Origin of the sequence: Mesorhizobium sp. 2RAF45 (genome assembly GCF_052115225.1) — a bacterium.
GTDB lineage: Bacteria > Pseudomonadota > Alphaproteobacteria > Rhizobiales > Rhizobiaceae > Mesorhizobium > Mesorhizobium jarvisii.
The window spans coordinates 328,344-344,278 of record NZ_JBFRGG010000004.1 but is presented as its reverse complement, the minus strand read 5'-3'; the positions used below and the strand labels follow the sequence as shown (position 1 = coordinate 344,278).

General features: G+C 63.2%; 13 protein-coding genes. 5 read left to right on the top strand and 8 right to left on the bottom strand.

The genetic code is table 11. The annotated features are described in order from the left end of the window. Positions 1 to 116: 116 nt before the first annotated feature. Positions 117 to 1,280 carry a cysteine desulfurase family protein gene (locus AB4Z43_RS14645; protein WP_441938230.1) on the bottom strand — a complete coding sequence of 388 codons (1,164 nt, stop codon included), beginning with the start codon at positions 1,278 to 1,280 and terminating at the stop codon, positions 117 to 119. Positions 1,281 to 1,520: 240 nt separating this feature from the next. Between AB4Z43_RS14645 and AB4Z43_RS14640 the strand changes: the two genes are divergently transcribed. Both AB4Z43_RS14640 and AB4Z43_RS14635 read left to right on the top strand, forming a co-directional pair. Next, positions 1,521 to 2,195 (top strand): alpha/beta hydrolase, encoded by a 675-nt coding sequence (locus AB4Z43_RS14640; protein ID WP_027046762.1) that lies wholly within the window; start codon positions 1,521 to 1,523, stop codon positions 2,193 to 2,195. Positions 2,196 to 2,216: 21 nt separating this feature from the next. Further along, positions 2,217 to 2,867: an FMN-binding negative transcriptional regulator gene (locus AB4Z43_RS14635; RefSeq protein WP_441938059.1), complete on the top strand. Its 651-nt coding sequence runs from the start codon at positions 2,217 to 2,219 to the stop codon at positions 2,865 to 2,867. Here the strand turns inward: AB4Z43_RS14635 and AB4Z43_RS14630 are convergent. The 4 genes from AB4Z43_RS14630 to AB4Z43_RS14615 form a co-directional block, all read right to left on the bottom strand. Next, the gene (locus tag AB4Z43_RS14630) at positions 2,864 to 3,454 is read right to left on the bottom strand and encodes a phosphatase PAP2 family protein (protein WP_223217740.1); all 591 of its coding nucleotides are present in this window, start codon (positions 3,452 to 3,454) and stop codon (positions 2,864 to 2,866) included. The two genes, AB4Z43_RS14635 and AB4Z43_RS14630, sit on opposite strands and share 4 nt — an antisense overlap. A 285-nt stretch (positions 3,455 to 3,739) precedes the next feature. Then, positions 3,740 to 5,389, bottom strand: coding sequence for a glycosyltransferase family 39 protein (locus AB4Z43_RS14625; RefSeq protein WP_441938057.1), 1,650 nt, complete (start codon positions 5,387 to 5,389; stop codon positions 3,740 to 3,742). A 41-nt stretch (positions 5,390 to 5,430) separates the two neighbouring features. Further along, positions 5,431 to 5,763, bottom strand: a complete 333-nt coding sequence (locus AB4Z43_RS14620; RefSeq protein ID WP_010909058.1) for a lipid-A-disaccharide synthase N-terminal domain-containing protein — start codon at positions 5,761 to 5,763, stop codon at positions 5,431 to 5,433. After that, positions 5,756 to 6,490: a glycosyltransferase family 2 protein gene (locus AB4Z43_RS14615; RefSeq protein ID WP_038646387.1), complete on the bottom strand. Its 735-nt coding sequence runs from the start codon at positions 6,488 to 6,490 to the stop codon at positions 5,756 to 5,758. Before AB4Z43_RS14615 ends, AB4Z43_RS14620 begins: the two co-directional genes overlap by 8 nt. A 423-nt stretch (positions 6,491 to 6,913) precedes the next feature. Here AB4Z43_RS14615 and tyrS point away from each other — a divergent pair, with 423 nt between their 5' ends. Next, complete coding sequence (tyrS, locus tag AB4Z43_RS14610; protein ID WP_038646385.1) at positions 6,914 to 8,167, top strand: tyrosine--tRNA ligase; 1,254 nt, start codon at positions 6,914 to 6,916, stop codon at positions 8,165 to 8,167. Positions 8,168 to 8,173: 6 nt separating this feature from the next. Here the strand turns inward: tyrS and AB4Z43_RS14605 are convergent, their stop codons facing one another. Further along, complete coding sequence (locus AB4Z43_RS14605) at positions 8,174 to 11,554, bottom strand: hypothetical protein (protein ID WP_441938054.1); 3,381 nt, start codon at positions 11,552 to 11,554, stop codon at positions 8,174 to 8,176. A 95-nt stretch (positions 11,555 to 11,649) separates the two neighbouring features. Here AB4Z43_RS14605 and AB4Z43_RS14600 point away from each other — a divergent pair, with 95 nt between their 5' ends. Further along, entirely contained in the window at positions 11,650 to 12,117 is a 468-nt protein-coding gene (locus AB4Z43_RS14600) for a peroxiredoxin (protein WP_038646379.1), read from the top strand. A 50-nt stretch (positions 12,118 to 12,167) separates the two neighbouring features. On the opposite strand, the gene AB4Z43_RS14595 is transcribed toward AB4Z43_RS14600, so the two are convergent. Continuing rightward, positions 12,168 to 13,298 (bottom strand): GNAT family N-acetyltransferase, encoded by a 1,131-nt coding sequence (locus tag AB4Z43_RS14595; RefSeq protein WP_441938052.1) that lies wholly within the window; start codon positions 13,296 to 13,298, stop codon positions 12,168 to 12,170. After that, on the bottom strand, positions 13,295 to 14,293 hold the full coding sequence (locus tag AB4Z43_RS14590; protein WP_202360128.1) for a sterol desaturase family protein: 999 nt from the start codon (positions 14,291 to 14,293) through the stop codon (positions 13,295 to 13,297). Before AB4Z43_RS14590 ends, AB4Z43_RS14595 begins: the two co-directional genes overlap by 4 nt. A gap of 307 nt (positions 14,294 to 14,600) precedes the next feature. Here AB4Z43_RS14590 and AB4Z43_RS14585 point away from each other — a divergent pair, with 307 nt between their 5' ends. Further along, complete coding sequence (locus AB4Z43_RS14585; RefSeq protein ID WP_038646373.1) at positions 14,601 to 15,905, top strand: M23 family metallopeptidase; 1,305 nt, start codon at positions 14,601 to 14,603, stop codon at positions 15,903 to 15,905. Positions 15,906 to 15,935: the final 30 nt, after the last annotated feature.

Here is a 15,935-nt window from a genome sequence, read left to right as displayed (position 1 = left end):
GAGGCGCCGGAAGTGGCGTAAGTTCCATATAGTGCGTTTCGACCGGAAATTCACCCGGCCACTTGCAAACGCACGGCTCTACCAGGCTGCGAAGCCTGAATTCCCCTTTCACCGCGTCAGGCGGCCTGTTCCCTGCCCGCCCGGCGCTGGGCAATTCCCGCCAGCGCGGTTCGGAACAATTCAATGTCCTCGGCGCCCGTCGCAGCACCGATCGACACGCGCAAGGCGCCAAGACTGTCGCCATAGCCCATGGCTTTCAGCACGTGGCTCGGCCCGACCTTGCCCGACGAACAGGCGGAGCCGGCCGACAGCGCCACACCGGCGAGATCGAAGGCGATCTGCGCGGTTTCGGCCTTGATGCCCGCAATAGCGAAGAATGTCGTGTTGGCAAGCCTTGGCGCGTCGGTTCCAAAGATTTCCGCGTCTGGCACCAGCATTTTCACGATGGCTTCGATCTCGTCGCGGTGCTGGCGCACCGCATCGATCGCCGGCAGGCCGGCCAGTGCTTCGCGCGCGGCGACACCAAAGCCTGATATGGCGGCGAGGTTTTCCGTGCCACCGCGATGGCCCTTTTCCTGGCCGCCGCCATTGATCAGGGGCTTCGGCATCATCAGATCGGCGGCGGCGACGATGGCGCCGACGCCCTTGGGACCGCCGATCTTGTGCGAAGACAGAATCAAATAATCGGCGTAACCCGCTGACATGTCGATGGAAACGCGGCCTGCGGCCTGAACGGCATCGACGACAAGAATGCCGCCAGCGGCCTTGACGATTTCGGCGATGCGATCGATCGGCTGGATCACGCCGGTCTCGTTGTTGGCGCCATGGATCGCGACCAGCGGCAGGCCATCGGCCTTGTCATGACCTGCAAGTGCCCCGGCCAAGGCCGCAAGGTCGGCAATGCCGTTGGCATCGACGCCGATGCGCGTCACCTGCCCCGCCGGGAAGCGCCCGCCATTCAACAGGCAGGGATGATCGGCCTCGCAGACGTAGAGCCGGCTCATGCGCACGCTGCCGCGCCCCATCTGCCATTCAGGGGCCAGCAAAGTCGAAGCGGCTTCCGTCGCGCCCGAGGTGAAAACGACATGTTCGGGCCTGGCATTGACCAGAGCCGCGACCTCGCGCCTTGCCGTCTCGATCAGGCGCCGCGCGGCGCGGCCTTCGGCATGGACCGATGACGGGTTGGCCGCCACGTCAAGCGCCGCGACCATAGCCTCGCGTGCCGCTGGAAGCAGCGGCGCACTGGCATTATAGTCGAGATAGGCGCGTTTTGCGGCCATTTTCGTCCAGTTGATCCCGTCAGAAGCCATTCGGTCGTCGTATGGCGTTATTTCCTTGAAATTCCAAGGCGAGCCGTCCTATTTACGCGGCTTGCGGCGCGGGTGGCCGGGCTCGACGTCTGGTCACTCAGTTTTGAATAGTTCTAAACTAGCTTCTAAGAAGACGCTCGCCCTGCGTCAAGGCCAGAGGAAGACTCGTTCCGGGCGCCGCGCATTCGTATTACCCAAGTGGAGTATTTCATGCCTGAGGTCATTTTCACCGGTCCGGCCGGCCGCCTGGAGGGACGCTACCAGCCCTCCAAGGAAAAGAGCGCGCCGATCGCCATCGTCTTGCATCCCCATCCGCAGTTCGGCGGCACGATGAACAACAAGATCGTCTACGACCTCTTCTATATGTTCCAGAAGCGCGATTTCACCACGCTGCGCTTCAATTTCCGCGGCATCGGCCGCAGCCAGGGCGAATTCGACCACGGCACCGGCGAATTGTCGGATGCCGCCGCCGCACTCGACTGGGTCCAGTCGCTGCACCCGGATTCCAAGAGCTGCTGGGTCGCCGGCTATTCATTCGGCTCGTGGATCGGCATGCAGCTTTTGATGCGCCGGCCGGAGATCGAGGGCTTCATCTCGATCGCGCCGCAGCCCAACACCTATGACTTCTCGTTCCTGGCGCCTTGCCCGTCATCGGGCCTGATCATCCATGGCGATGCCGACAAGGTGGCGCCGCCGAAGGATGTGCAAGGCCTGGTCGACAAGTTGCACACGCAGAAGGGCATCACCATCACGCAGAAGACCCTGCCCGGCGCCAACCACTTCTTCGCCAACCACGCCGATCTTTTGATCGAGGAATGCGCGGACTATCTCGATCGCCGGCTGGCGGGCGAATTGTCCGATCCGCGGCCCAAGCGGCTGAGATAAGCAGGAAAGGCGCCAGCGCCGATGTACGAGCCTCCCCATTTCCAGGAAACGCGGCCCGACGTGCTGCATGGACTGATCAGGGCGCATCCGCTCGGAATGCTGATCTCGAACGGGCCTGACGGCCCGGTCGCCAACGCCATTCCCTTCCTGCTCGACGCCGCAGCGGCGCCGAACGGGAGACTGCGGGCTCACCTGGCCAAGGCCAACCCACACTGGCGCCTCATTGCCGACAATCCGGCGTCGCCCGTGCTCATCGTCTTCCAGGGCGTCGACGCCTATGTGACGCCCTCTTGGTACGAGACCAAGCGCGAGACCGGCAAGGTGGTGCCGACCTGGAACTACGCCATCGTGCAGGTACGCGGCACCGTAAAGGTGATCGACGACCAGGAGTGGCTGACGCGGCAGATCGGCGATCTGACCGCTTCCCAGGAAGGGACCCGCCAGGCGCCCTGGGCAGTGACCGATGCGCCGCCGCCCTTCATCCAGTCGCAGATCAAAGGCATTATCGGCCTGGAGATCGAGATCGGCGAGATCCACGGCAAGTGGAAGGTCAGCCAGAACCGCCCCGTCGCCGATCGCGCCGGCGTGGCGCAGGGGCTGGAAAGCGAAGTCGCTAACGCATCCGACATGGCTCGCTTGGTAAGGTCCTACGGCGGCCTGGACAGCAATTAATCGGGCAACGACTTATTTTCCGGAGCAATCAGCCGGAACGATGCCTTGCGGACCGGCAACCCTGAGGGCGTCGGACGGAAGATGAAGCCGAGCCGGGCAAAGACCAGCCCGCAAGCCAGCGCGAAGGTGCAGCCAAGGCCGAAGCCGGCCACCGTATCGCTCGGATAGTGCGCGCCGACGAAAACCCTGGTCGAGGCGAGGCAGGCGGTGATCACCAGGGCGATGTACCAACGCCGCGGAAACAAGAGCAGGAGAACGCCGAACACCGCCCCCATCGTCGTGGCATGGCCGGATGGAAAACCGGCGAAGCGCGCGTCAAAGGCGAAGGGGTGCAGGGCGAGCACGCCAAAATCCTGGAAGTAGAGCGGGCGGGCCCGGCCGATCGCATATTTCAGGACATTGACCAGCAGGCCCGACAGGCCGACGGCGCTCAGCACCAGAAAAGCCAGGCAAGTCCAGTTGTAGACGAGCATCAGCGATCGCCGTGAAAGGCTGCGCCAATCGGTCAGATTGGCCCCAACGAGCAAAAGCGCCGACGGGATCAGGTACCAGCCGCCGAGAGCGAACTGGGTCAGGAATTCAGCCACCCCGGCTCCCGACCATTGGCCGTGGACCATCCCTGCCGGTGTATCGAGGCGAACAAAGGCCACCGCCGTCAGCAACACCCAAACAACGAGCCAGACCGGCCATGCGATGTTGGGGTAGCGCGCGGGACGAGCGGCAAAGCGCCTTCTGACGATCTGCGTGGTGTCGCGAAAATTGCTCAGGGATCGGCGCCCTACCCCAAGGAGCCGACCGGAAACTGTAGGGCGCGATTTTACGAGCATTGGGAATTCGACCCCATTGTTGCCGTCATGGGCATCGACGAGCCGTCATGGGGCCACACGATAGAGGCCGAGCGACAATTTGTCTCCCGACGAATAGTTGAGGCCATCAACTTCCGCGACCCGGTTCATCGATTTGCCTTGCACCGACAGCATGCCATTCAGTTTCTGCTCGTCCTCGATCGGCGCCAGCCCCAGCGCGCAGGCAGGATCGGCAAGCAGATGCTGTGCCACGCCGCCGACATCAGTCAGCACCGTTTTGGTGCCGACCAGGAACACCAGGCTCGGCTCCTGATAACGCGCCGAGGCCAGCACCGTCATGGCGCAAGGCTTGTTGGCAAGCACCGCCTGCTTGATCGCCGGGCTCAGCCAGATCGGCTTCAGCGATGGGGCGATGACGCCGAACAGCAGGGCATAGGTGATGCCGGCACAGGCGGCGGTGGCTCCGATGCGGGGCAGCGGCACCTGCAACTGCCGCGAAAAGGCAAAATAGCCCGTGCCCAGTGCGGCGGCGGCCGCCGGTATGCTCCACCAGGAGAAGCTGTGGGTGAGATAGATCGGCGCTCCAATGCAGACCGCCGCCAGGCCGAGGCTGACCACGACGAGACCAAATGCGGTCGACCACCACAGCCATTGCTGCCAGCGCTTGAGCGGTGCATTGGCGTCCTCAGGCTGCAACATCAGCAGCCAGCCGATCAGCAGAGCCATGCCGGGATAGGCCGGCAGCACATAATGCGGCAGCTTGGTCGGGATCAGCTCGAACACCAGCCAGAACGGGATGTACCAGGCGAGGCAGAAGCGCAGCCTGACATCGTCGCGCATACGGTTGAGGGCCTGGAGGCCGGCGCCGACCGCGATCAGCCCGAAAGGCCACATGAACAGCGAATAGGTCAGCATGTAAAAACCAGGGGGCAGGCCGTGTGATTCCTCGCCCGACGCGACCTTGCCGAGCATGTCCTTGCCGACGGCTTGCTGCAGGAAGGCGCCATGGCTTTTCCAGGTGATCGCGGCAAGCCAGGGTAGTGCGATGACCACGACGAGCAACAGGCCGCGTCCGACCCTGAGCTTCGCCAGCCAGCGACCGTCACGTTCGAAGGCGAACAGCACCGCGATGGTCAGCGCCGACAACAGCGGCGCAATCGGCCCCTTGATGAGGATCGCCGCGCCTTGCGCGATCCAGAAAATCCACCAGAGATGACCGGCGACCGGTTCATTGCGGCGCGACGCGAGATAGATCTGCGCCAGCGCGCCTTGCGCCGCCACGCCGCAGGCCAGCAGCATCGCATCGGTCTTGGCGTCGCGCCCCTCGAAGGCCGTGGCGAAGATCGCCGCCATCACCAGGCCGGCGGCGATGCCGGCATTGGCGCCGAAAAGATTGGTTCCCGTCCAGGCGATCGCCAGCACCGCGATGGCAATGCCCAGTGCCGAGATCGTGCGATAGACCCAGATCGGCGCCTCGGCGCCTTTGCCGCTCAGCGTCACCGCTGCCGATTGCAGCCAGTAGATGCCGATCGGCTTCTGGTAGCGCGAGGCCTCCTGGAAGCGGATGTCGACATAGTCGCCGCTCTCGGCCATCTGCTTGGTCGCCTGGACGAAGCGCGACTCGTCCCGGTCGATGGGCGGCAGCGATGCCAGCCCCGAAAGCGTCATCACCAGGCTGAACAGGAAGAGAAGAATGTAGTTCCTGTTCAGCGCCATGCATCAGCCTCTCTAACCATTTTCTCGCAGTGACGGGCCGCTCAGTCGACCTTGGTCATCGCCGCCTTGCGCTCATTGGCGATCAGCCAGAGATTTCTGATATAGATGAACATGCCCATGGCCTGGCCGGCGATGAAGACCGGATCCTGGCGCTGGATGGCATAGATCAGAAGCAGGCCGCCGCCGAACAGGGAGAAGAACCAGAAGGCCACCGGCACGACGCTGCGCTTGGCCTTTTCCGAAGCCAGCCATTGTACGACGAAGCGCATGGTGAAGAAGAACTGCGCAACGAAGCCGAGCAGGATCCACGCATCGAATTGCTTGATGAAAACCTGGTGAAGCCAGGTCCCCAGTTCCTGAAGCACGTTAAACACGCTTGATTTCCTCTACTTTGGGCATTCTGCGGCGCCTGCGGCGCAGCCACCAGACACCGCCGAGATCGAGCGCGCCCTGCAGGCCGCGGTCGAAGATGCCATAGTTCGACTTGCCGTGCCGGCGCGAGCGATCCACGACGTCGCAATGCACGACGCGATAGCCTTCCTGGATAACCAGGGCCGGGACGAAGCGGTGCGTGCCGTCGAAGAACGGCAATTTGCGCAGGATATCGGTGTGGACAGCCTTCAGGCCGCAGCCGGTATCGCGCGTGTCGTCATGCAGGATCGCGCCGCGCAGCCAGTTGGCGAAGCGCGACGCCAGCTGCTTGACCTTGCTGTCGCGGCGCTTGAGGCGCTGCCCCTGGGCGGCGCCGAAATCCGGCCCGGCCTGCCGCAAGGCGTCGACCAACACCGGAATGTATTGCGGATCGTTCTGCCCGTCGCCGTCGATGGTGGCGACGATGGCGCCGCGAGCCGCCCAGGCGCCCGAGCGCACGGAAAGGCTCTGGCCGGCGGATTTCTGGTGCCGCAGTTCCCGCACCGGAAAGGAACGAAGCGCCGCCTGTTCGGTAAGCACGGCAGCCGTCTCGTCGGTCGAGCCGTCATTGACGATGATCAGTTCGAAGTCGCGCCCGGCCATCGCCGCCTCGATCTCGTCGATCAAGAGGGGCAGGTTTGCCGCCTCGTTCCTGCAAGGAATGACGATGGATATCAATGCGTCCGGCATGTCGCGTCGGGCTCTGTCGTCGAATGTGGCATTGATGGATGCCGTGCGGTGCCGCTCGAGGTCGTGGGCTGCAAGAACCTTTGGCGCGGCGCCTCATTACGCCAGCCGAAACGATGAAGCAAGCATTCGTGCCGTAAGGCGCGATGCACCGTTTCAACAACCGGTGATCGTCAGGAACTTATGATCCTTGGCGCAGAGGCAATCCGGCGCAAGACCGGATTCCACTTTTGCTGATCGCAACCTCCCGGTTGGCGCGCGATCTGACGCAAAACCGGATTCCACTTTTGCTGATCGCAACCTCCCGGTTGGCGCGCGATCTGACGCAAAACCGGATTCCACTTTTGCTGATCGCGCTTGGATGCTAAACGCGCCCGTTCACATATGCCCCCGCCGGACCGGGCGGACGCTTTCGGGAAAGAAAACATGCCTGCCTTCAAATCCGATTTCCTGCGCACGATGAGCGAGCGCGGCTTCATCCACCAGATTTCGGATGAGACCGGCCTCGACCAGCTTTTCGCCAAGGAAACGGTCACCGCCTATGTCGGCTATGACGCCACCGCCACCAGCCTGCATATCGGCAATCTGATCTCGGCGACCATGCTTTACTGGCTGCAGGAAACCGGACACCGTCCGATCGCCCTGATGGGCGGCGGCACGTCGATGATCGGGGACCCGTCCTTCCGCGACGACCAGCGCAGCCTTTTGACGCCCGAGGCGATCGCCACCAACATCGAAGGCATCAAGCGCATCTTCGGCCGCATCCTGCGCTTCGGCGACGGCCCGAACGACGCCATCATGGTCAACAATGCCGACTGGCTGATGAAGCTCAACTATGTCGAGTTCCTGCGCGACGTCGGCCGGCATTTCTCCGTCAACCGCATGCTGACCTTCGACAGCGTCAAGCTCAGGCTCGACCGAGAGCAATCGCTGTCGTTCCTCGAATTCAACTACATGATCCTGCAGGGTTACGATTTCGTCGAACTCGCCCGGCGCCAGAACTGCCGCCTGCAGATGGGCGGATCGGACCAGTGGGGCAACATCATCAATGGCGTCGATCTCGGCCATCGCATGGGCACGCCGCAGCTTTACGCGCTGACCACGCCGCTGCTCACGACATCGTCGGGCGCCAAGATGGGCAAGTCGGCAAAGGGTGCGGTGTGGCTCAACGGCGACCTCTTCTCGCCCTATGATTTCTGGCAGTACTGGCGCAACACCGAGGATGCCGATGTCGAGCGCTTCCTGAAGATATTCACCCGCCTGCCGCTCGACGAAATCGCGCGCCTGGCCGCGCTTGGCGGCTCCGAGATCAACGAGGCCAAAAAGATCCTGGCCACGGAGACGACGGCGATCGTCCATGGCCGCGAGGCGGCAAACCAGGCCGAGGAAACCGCGCGCAAGACGTTCGAGGAAGGGGCGCTCGCCGATACATTGCCGACCGTCGGGGCCGACAAGGCAGCCCTTGAAGCCGGCATCGGCATCCTGTCGCTGCTGGTCACGGCCGGGCTGGCATCGTCCAATGGCGAGGCGCGGCGCCACATACAGGGCGGCGCGGTTCGCATAAACGACCAGTCGGTCGGCGATGACCGCCGCATGGTCACGCTTCAGGATCTGAGTCCGGAAAACGTCGTAAAGCTTTCACTCGGCAAGAAAAAACACGTTCTGGTGCGGCCGGCCTGAGGCCGTTCATCGATATTCGAAGATCGACCGGAATATGCCCGGCGCGATCACCGACAGCGGGTTGACGTCGAGCACCGGCTTGTTGGCATTGCCCCTGAGCCGATAGGTGACGCCGATCAGGCCGCGGTCGCGGCCGTTGCCCAGCAGCGCGCCGACGATGGGCAATTCGCCGAAGATGCGGTTGAGGCCATAGACCGGCATGAAGGTGCCGGTCATGTCCATATTTTTGTTCTGGTCGTAGAGGATGCCCTGGAACGTCGTGCCGATGCGCGGACCGCGCAGCACGCCATTGGCCAGCTTCAGATAGCCGCTGCCTTTCTCGATCTCGGCATAACCGCGTTCGAACTTGACCCGCGACGTGTCGAGATTGCCCTTGACCGCCTGGTTGAGGCTGCGGTTGTCGCCGGCCGGCGTGGTCGAGACGATGGAGGCGAGCTTCGGTTCGTTGACGATGAAGAAGTTGCTGGTGTCGACCTTGCCCTTCATCGGCCCGTCGCCGGCCCCGGTCAGCGCCAGCATGATCGAGCCGCCTTCCATATGCTCGTAGACGTTCAGGAACCTCAATATCGCGCCGGCGTCCGCTGACTTCACGTTGAGCGAGCGCCGGCCGTCGCCGGTTGTGTTGCTGATGGTGATGGCCGCGCCCGAACTTGCCGTGGCGCTGACCTTCAGCCCGTTCACCCTTGAGCCGGCCGCGCTGTAGTCGAGCTTCAAATTGGACAGTTGCTCGTCATGGAAGCCTGTGAGCTGCTCGACGTCGGCGCTGACGGAAATGTTGTCTGTTCCGGTCGTCTTGGTCGCGGTGTCCACATCGGATGTGAACTGCTTGATGAGCGAACGGGCGTCGAGCGCGTTGCCATTGATGTCGACGGCGTAGCCCTTGCCTGACCGTTTCACCGAAATCGCGACATCGTCACCCCGGTTCAAGGTGACCTTGCCGAACTTGGCCGACGACAGGGCGCCGTTGATCAGCACGATGCTGCCGTCGATCGAGAATGTTTTGCCGTCGAGGCTGAAATCGGACAGTGTCGTGGTGTCCCCGGCCTTGGTCATGACGAAGGTGACGTTAGCGGGAACCCCTGCCCCCTTGCTCCAGCCGGCCCAGGGAATGTCCAGCCTGGCATTGGTCAGGTCGGCCGACACGTTCTGGTTGCCATCGCCGCTCTTGTCGATCGCGACCTTCACCGTTCCGCCAAGCAGCGGCGTCAGGCCTGGCATGGCCGCGGCACGGACCTTGTCGTCGAGCACCATGGCCACCTTGCGGCTGCGCGCCGGCCCGTTGTCCGCCAACGGCTCGATCAGGTCGAGTTCGGCAGGAATGCCGTTGAGCGCTGCCTTGGCGGAGATCACCGCTTTTTCGGGATCGACGGTGATCGAGCCGTCGGCATCCGTCACGGTCTGGCCCTCGAACGGCTTGGCCAGCGACAGGCCGGTGTAGTCGAGCGACACCAGCCAGTCGAGTTTCGAGGTATCGACGCCGGACTGCAGCGGAATGTCCGCCCGGACATGGCCGGTGACGCTGCCGGACAGGTCCTCCGGTAGGAAGCCGACATGGCGCATGGCGTTGATCGGCTCGTAGGAGGCGAGTTCGGCGACAGCTGGCGCCTCACCCTCCACATCGATGTCGAGGGCGCCGATGACCGGCGGGCGGTTCGCCGCCTTGACCGCCAGCGTGCCGTTGCTGGCCGCCACGGTGCGGCCACTGGGCATGTAGACGGTGCCCGAGGAGAGCGAAATGTCGACGTCATTGCCGTGGAAGGAGACGACGCCGACGGCGTCGCGTATCGGCGGAATACGGCCGGCCGTATCAAAACGCGAGCCTTCGATCTGGAAGCGGCCGAACACCTCCTCGGCCGAAAGCGGCACGCCGTTGCCGAGGCGATCCGGCACGACCTGGAACTGTAGGTTGGCGTCGACGACGCGGCCGCCGAACAGATTATCCAGCACCCACAACCGCGCATTGCGCGCCGAGAACCATGGCCACAGCTGCTTGACGTGCGAGACCGGCATGTCATGGACGTTGAGCGCCAGATTGACCCCGGGGGCCTTGCCGTCAACGAACGCCACGGCCGCGGTGCCGAGCACCTCGCCTGAGGCAGCGGACCGAACGGCGATCTGCTCGGCCACCAATTTATGGCTCTTGGTTTGATAGACGCCGGCAATGCGGGCGAGGAAGGTCAGCGCGGGCTCGGGCGATTCCGATGGCGCCAGGGTCGAACCGTCGCTGGTCAGGTCATAGCGATAGGAGGGTTCCTCGCCCGCCGCCCCTGTCGCCGGCTTTGGCCCTATCGAGCCGCCGAAATTGAAAGAAGACCGGCCGGTTTTCAGCAGCAGCCTGTCGACCTGGATCTTGTTGCTGCCGTGGACAAGCGTCGCGTCGACATCGACATCGGCCGGGAGCAAGCCGCGCGTGCCAAGATCGAGCACCGACCCGGCGGACGACAGAGAGGCCGTCAGCCGTGATTCATTGGTGCCGGACCCTTCAGCTCCTGTCAGCTTCAACGCGATCGCGCCCAGCTTCCCGGCGCCGGCAGCGGTTTCGTCGGCGGATACCAGATCGACGCTCGCATTCAGCGCCGTCACGCGATGCGCAGCGACATCTCGGGTGGCGGAGGCGGCAACCGTTACCTTTCTGCCGTCGACATCCGCCTCCGAGGAAAACTCCACAGCGCCCGGCCCCGATTGTAAGACGGTGGCGTCGGCGATCTTGACCAACTTGATCGCCCCCGCGTCGGGCAGCAGGAATTCGACATTGCTGAGATCGATCCGGCGCATCGAATCTTCCCGTACGGCGTCGAGCGCGCGATGTATGTTGCCGAACAGCGCGTCGGACAGTCTCTCCGGATCGACGAGGCCGTCCTCGTTGCGCAATTGCGCTGTCCAGTCGCCGCCGGACGGCATCGCCGCCACAACGATGTGTGCGTCCGATATCCTGGCGCTGGTCAGCCGCACCTCTCCCCAAAGAAGCGGGATCAGGCGCATGCCGAAGCGGACGCGACCAGCATCCGCCATAGGTTTGTCGTCTGATGTCCTCAGGCTGACGTCGCTGACCTGGAGCGCGACGAAACTCGAACTGTCGAGCGTGATGCGCGCCGGCCCGACCGCCACGTTAACATCGACACCGGCGAGTTTCTCGATGGCGGTCTCCGCTTCCGCCCGAAGCCGCTCGGAGCCGACCCCGGATGCCCCGACCAGATAGACAACGACCGCAGCCAGCACCATGAACGCGACCATGCCGGCGAACACGCGCGAAAGGATGCGGAAGCCGCGGCCGATCGACGCCTGGCCGAGTGGTGGAACGCGGCACGCGGACGGCAAAGCCCCCAGGTCGGTGATCTCGTCACGCCTGAACCGGATCTTCTCGTGCTGCGGTTGCTCCTGATCCACGCAATCTTCCGTTGTACAAATTCGCTCGTGGACGAATCCCCGGTCGACACTATATCGGTGTGGCGTCGCGCGTAACCTCAAACAAGGGCATCGATATGGCTGACCTCGACGTGGGCGATCTTGCGCCGCAATTCGATCTGCCGCGGGACGGCGGCGGCTCGCTCAGCCTGACCGCGTCGGCCGGCAAACCCGTGGTGCTCTACTTCTATCCACAGGACGACACAACAAGCTGCACCCAGGAAGCGATCAGCTTTTCGCAGCTGAAACCGGAATTCGAGAAGGCAGGCGCCGTCGTGATCGGTCTGTCACCCGACAACGTCAAGAAGCACGACAAGTTCAAATCGAAATACAACCTCACCGTCGACCTCGCCGCCGACGAGGAGCGCAAGGTGATCGAGGCCTACCATCTGTGGGTCGAGAAATCGATGTATGGCCGCAAATATATGGGCGTCGAGCGAGCGACGTTCCTGATCGGCCGTGACGGGCGGATTGCCAGGATTTGGCGCAAGGTCCGGGTCAAGGGCCATGCCGAGGAAGTGCTGGAAGCCGTTCGCGCGCTTTGAGCGTCAAAGCCCAGGACGCTATCGACAATTCCGGTCGCGCGGGAATGGGCTTACTCGTCCGACGTTTGCGCTTTCGGCTGCGGCTGTGCCCGCCAGGATTCCGTGACATGGACCACACGATCAGCCAGCGCGGCGAGATGACCGCGCAGACCGCGCGCGCCGATCATCGACGACAGCCTGGCTGATTGCGTGGCGAAGCGCCGCTTGAAATCCTCGCCGCCGCAGAGAAAATCGACTTTGGCAAGGCCATGGTCGAGCGACCACTGGATATAGTCCATCATCAGCACCATGCCCGGCGAGGCGCGCTCATATTCGGGATCATAGGTGGTGACGAAAGCCATCATCGTGCCAAGCTGCTCGAAATTGATCGAGACGGCGATGATCGTGTCGTCGAGTTCCAGCACGAAGATGCGCAACAGCCCGAGCTCGGCCAGCACCGAAACCAGCGCGGCGAGAACGGGCGAGCCCTCGTCGAACAGGTCGGAGGCACGGCCATGCCGGGCGAGCCAGAGGCGCTTCAGCACCGCGACCCGTGCGAGCACCGGCTCGCGCGGGTCGTCCGCACCCAGCAGGCGGAAACGCACCGCCCCACCTTCCTCCATGAATTTGCGGCCGCGACGGTAGTTCTGCCGGGCCTTCTTGGACAGCGTCTCGAACCATTCCGCCCCACTTTGCCAGGGGCCGACGACACGGTAGCTGATTTCACTGCGGTGGTTGGGTCGAAGGTGCGAGGCCGGATCCAGCAGGCCTCGGACACCGGCATCCGGCAGCAGCCGGTTGAGATAGACGAGGTCGAAGCCGCCCTGATCAAAAACATGCTGCCAGAGGCGGGAGATCACATGCGGATCGCTGTCGGGCGCAACCAGCGCGTCACCATAGTCGCTGTGATCTTTCGCTGCCCATTCGAGTATGCGGATGCCGGAGCGCTTGAAGGTAGCGAGCGCGATCACGCCGTCGAGCCGATCGCCATTCCAGGCAAGCCCGATCCTGAGCGTGCGCCGCTGCTGATGCGGGGTGGTGCGCCACCAGGCCGCGATCCAGTCCGGGTGCTGGAAGACAAGCCCGCCGGCGCGCTGCCAGAGCGCGGCCCAGGCCGGTGCGATCTCGGCCAGACGCGCCGCTGATGTCACGACTTCGAAGGTGCGTGTCCGCGGGATCGCGAGCACGAAGGGAGCGTTCATGGCCGCGTCCCCTCTTCCGATGACTGTACGGTCCGTGGTTTTGCAGGCCGGATGCGCCTGGCAATATGCCCCCACATCCGCTTCAGCGGCATCACATAAAGGCCCGCGAGGGACTGGTAGTCGCGCACATTGCGGTCGACCAGTCCGAACTTGAAGTCCTCGTCAGGTTTCGGCACGCACAATGTTCCGAAGAGTCGGTCCCAGAACGAGAAGAGCAGGCCGAAATTCTTGTCGTAGTGGCGCGGATCGGTGCTGTGATGCAGTTGGTGCCAATGCGGACACAAGATCACATTGTTGAGCGGGCCGAACGAAATCTTGAAATGGGTGTGCCTGACGAAATCCATCATCAGGATGTTGCGCATGACATAGACGTTGACGCCAAAGACGGTCAGTTCGACAAGGTTCAGTGAAATCAGCGACCAGATGCCGAAGCAGACGCCGACGATGAGGCCATCCCAGGCGCGATTCATCAGTTCGTCGAGCGGGTGGACCCGGTCCTTGGTGATCCCGACCATCACCTCGGCCGAGTGATGCACCTTGTGCAATTCCCAGAGCACCGGATAGCGGTGCTGGGCGACGTGATAGAGATAATAGGAAATATCGTAGGCGAGCAGCATGGTGATGGTGAAGATCAGCACCGTCACCGGGCCTGCCGGTCCCTGGACCAGCGGCGGCTGGAACTGGACGAGTGTCGAAAACAGCCAGTTGGTTGCGTAGCCCACCGCCGAGACGAAGACTATTCCGGCGGGCAGCATCAGGAAGGGCATCAGGGCTTTTTTCGTGACCCAGAACAGCAGGTCGGCCCTCGCCGAGGGATGGGTGATGACCTCGTGCGGGATGACGAACTCGAAGAACTCCTTCCAGCTCTTCTCCTCGACCGTGCGCCAATAGGCGACGAGCGCGCTGACAAAAGCAGTCAACAGCAGAAGCCCGGTCGCCAGCAAACTGGTGCCCGAGATCTTGTCGAGGATCTTGCCAACCAGATCGCCCAGCATTCCTGCCGCCATAGTGAATCCCAAACCCCGGTACCGCTTCTAATCGAAAACCGTCAATTAAAAGCGATCGAAGACAGTTAAGGAAACCTAGACCTTGATCGCGACCGACAGGCCGCTCTGCTGGCAGCCGATTGGCGCTCATCGCCAATGATTTCGCGGCATTACGCACGCTTCTTTGGCCATTTTCATACAACCCTCTGCGCGCGCCGCATGCATTCGGCGCCAGGCGATCGATCAGGCAAGCCTTTGTTAACCCTAATAATGTGTAATCAAGCTGTCGTGGTGTCGTAAACGAAAGCTTGGTCCCGTGAACGCAACCGGTCAGTCCGCAGTCTTCGGCAGGCGCAAGGAACCCCACACGGTCATCATAGCCCGCGGCAACGAGATCAGGCATTTCACGATCCGGCCCTGGCTCGCGGCATTCATCGGCTCGGCACTCGCCGCCATTGCCATCGGCTACCTCCTGGCCACCTCCTATCTCGTGCTGCGCGACGACCTGATCGGCGCCACCACCGCGCGCCAGGCGCGCATGCAGCAGGCCTACGAAGACCGCATCTCGGCGCTTCGCGCCCAGGTCGACCGCATCACCAGCCGCCAGTTGCTCGACCAGCAATTGATGGAAAACAAGGTCAGCGAACTGATTGAACGCCAGACGCAGCTCAGCCAGCGCCATGGCCGTCTCGGACCATTGCTCGAGCGCGCCGAGAACGAGGTGGGAGCAGCGCCCGCCGAGGATCCGGCCGCGGCCGCCAAACCGGACAAGCACGCCGAGGTGACCGGCAGCATCAGCCAGCCCGCGCGGAATTATGCGGTCGCGAGCCTGGGTGCCGACCTGGGTGCTGCCGATACCAGGCCGTTCTCCTTGTGGTCGACCCGCACCGATCCGCTGCCCAGCGATACAGCCGCTGATCGTGCCGACAAGCTGTTCGTCTCGATCAACCAGTCGCTGAAATCCATCGAAAACGAACAGCTCACCCGCATCAGCACGCTTGCAGACAATGCCTACAAGAGCGCCGATGCCATCCAGCAGGCGCTGCAGGCGGCCGGACTGCCGGTCGACAGCGATTTCGGCAAGAACGAAAGCGATGTCGGCGGTCCGCTGATCCCGCTCGACAGTTCGATGATCTTCGACAGCAAGGTCAAGGAACTGGACGAAGCTCTGGATACGCTCGACCAGCTGAAGAAGGAAGCGCGCCAGCTGCCGCTTGCCAACCCCGCCCCCGGCCACTCCGTCACCAGCCCGTTCGGCGTGCGCACCGATCCCATCCTCGGCACCGCGGCACTGCATTCGGGCATGGATTTCAGGGCGCCCATCGGCATGGCGGCCAAGGTCACGGCGCCCGGCATCGTTACCAAGGCCGGCTGGAACGGTGGCTATGGCCGCATGGTGGAGGTCGACCACGGCAACGGCTTTGCGACCCGCTACGGGCATCTCAGCGAAATCGACGTGACCGTGGGCGAGAAGCTGGACGCCGGCGCCATCGTCGGCAAGACCGGTAGCAGCGGCCGCTCGACCGGCCCGCATCTGCACTATGAGGTGCGCCACAATGGCGAAGCGATCGATCCCTTGCGCTTCCTCACCGTCGGCAGGAAGGTCGCCCAGTATCTCTGAGGCGCCAGTCCTGACCTGATTGGCACTCAA

Excerpts from the sequence above, each read along its gene's own strand:
- AB4Z43_RS14645 (WP_441938230.1), bottom strand. The coding sequence starts at position 1,280 with ATGGCCGCAAAACGCGCCTATCTCGACTATAATGCCAGTGCGCCGCTG.
- AB4Z43_RS14640 (WP_027046762.1), top strand. The coding sequence starts at position 1,521 with ATGCCTGAGGTCATTTTCACCGGTCCGGCCGGCCGCCTGGAGGGACGC.
- AB4Z43_RS14635 (WP_441938059.1), top strand. The coding sequence starts at position 2,217 with ATGTACGAGCCTCCCCATTTCCAGGAAACGCGGCCCGACGTGCTGCAT.
- AB4Z43_RS14625 (WP_441938057.1), bottom strand. The coding sequence starts at position 5,389 with ATGGCGCTGAACAGGAACTACATTCTTCTCTTCCTGTTCAGCCTGGTG.
- AB4Z43_RS14615 (WP_038646387.1), bottom strand. The coding sequence starts at position 6,490 with ATGCCGGACGCATTGATATCCATCGTCATTCCTTGCAGGAACGAGGCG.
- tyrS (WP_038646385.1), top strand. The coding sequence starts at position 6,914 with ATGCCTGCCTTCAAATCCGATTTCCTGCGCACGATGAGCGAGCGCGGC.
- AB4Z43_RS14600 (WP_038646379.1), top strand. The coding sequence starts at position 11,650 with ATGGCTGACCTCGACGTGGGCGATCTTGCGCCGCAATTCGATCTGCCG.
- AB4Z43_RS14595 (WP_441938052.1), bottom strand. The coding sequence starts at position 13,298 with ATGAACGCTCCCTTCGTGCTCGCGATCCCGCGGACACGCACCTTCGAA.
- AB4Z43_RS14590 (WP_202360128.1), bottom strand. The coding sequence starts at position 14,293 with ATGCTGGGCGATCTGGTTGGCAAGATCCTCGACAAGATCTCGGGCACC.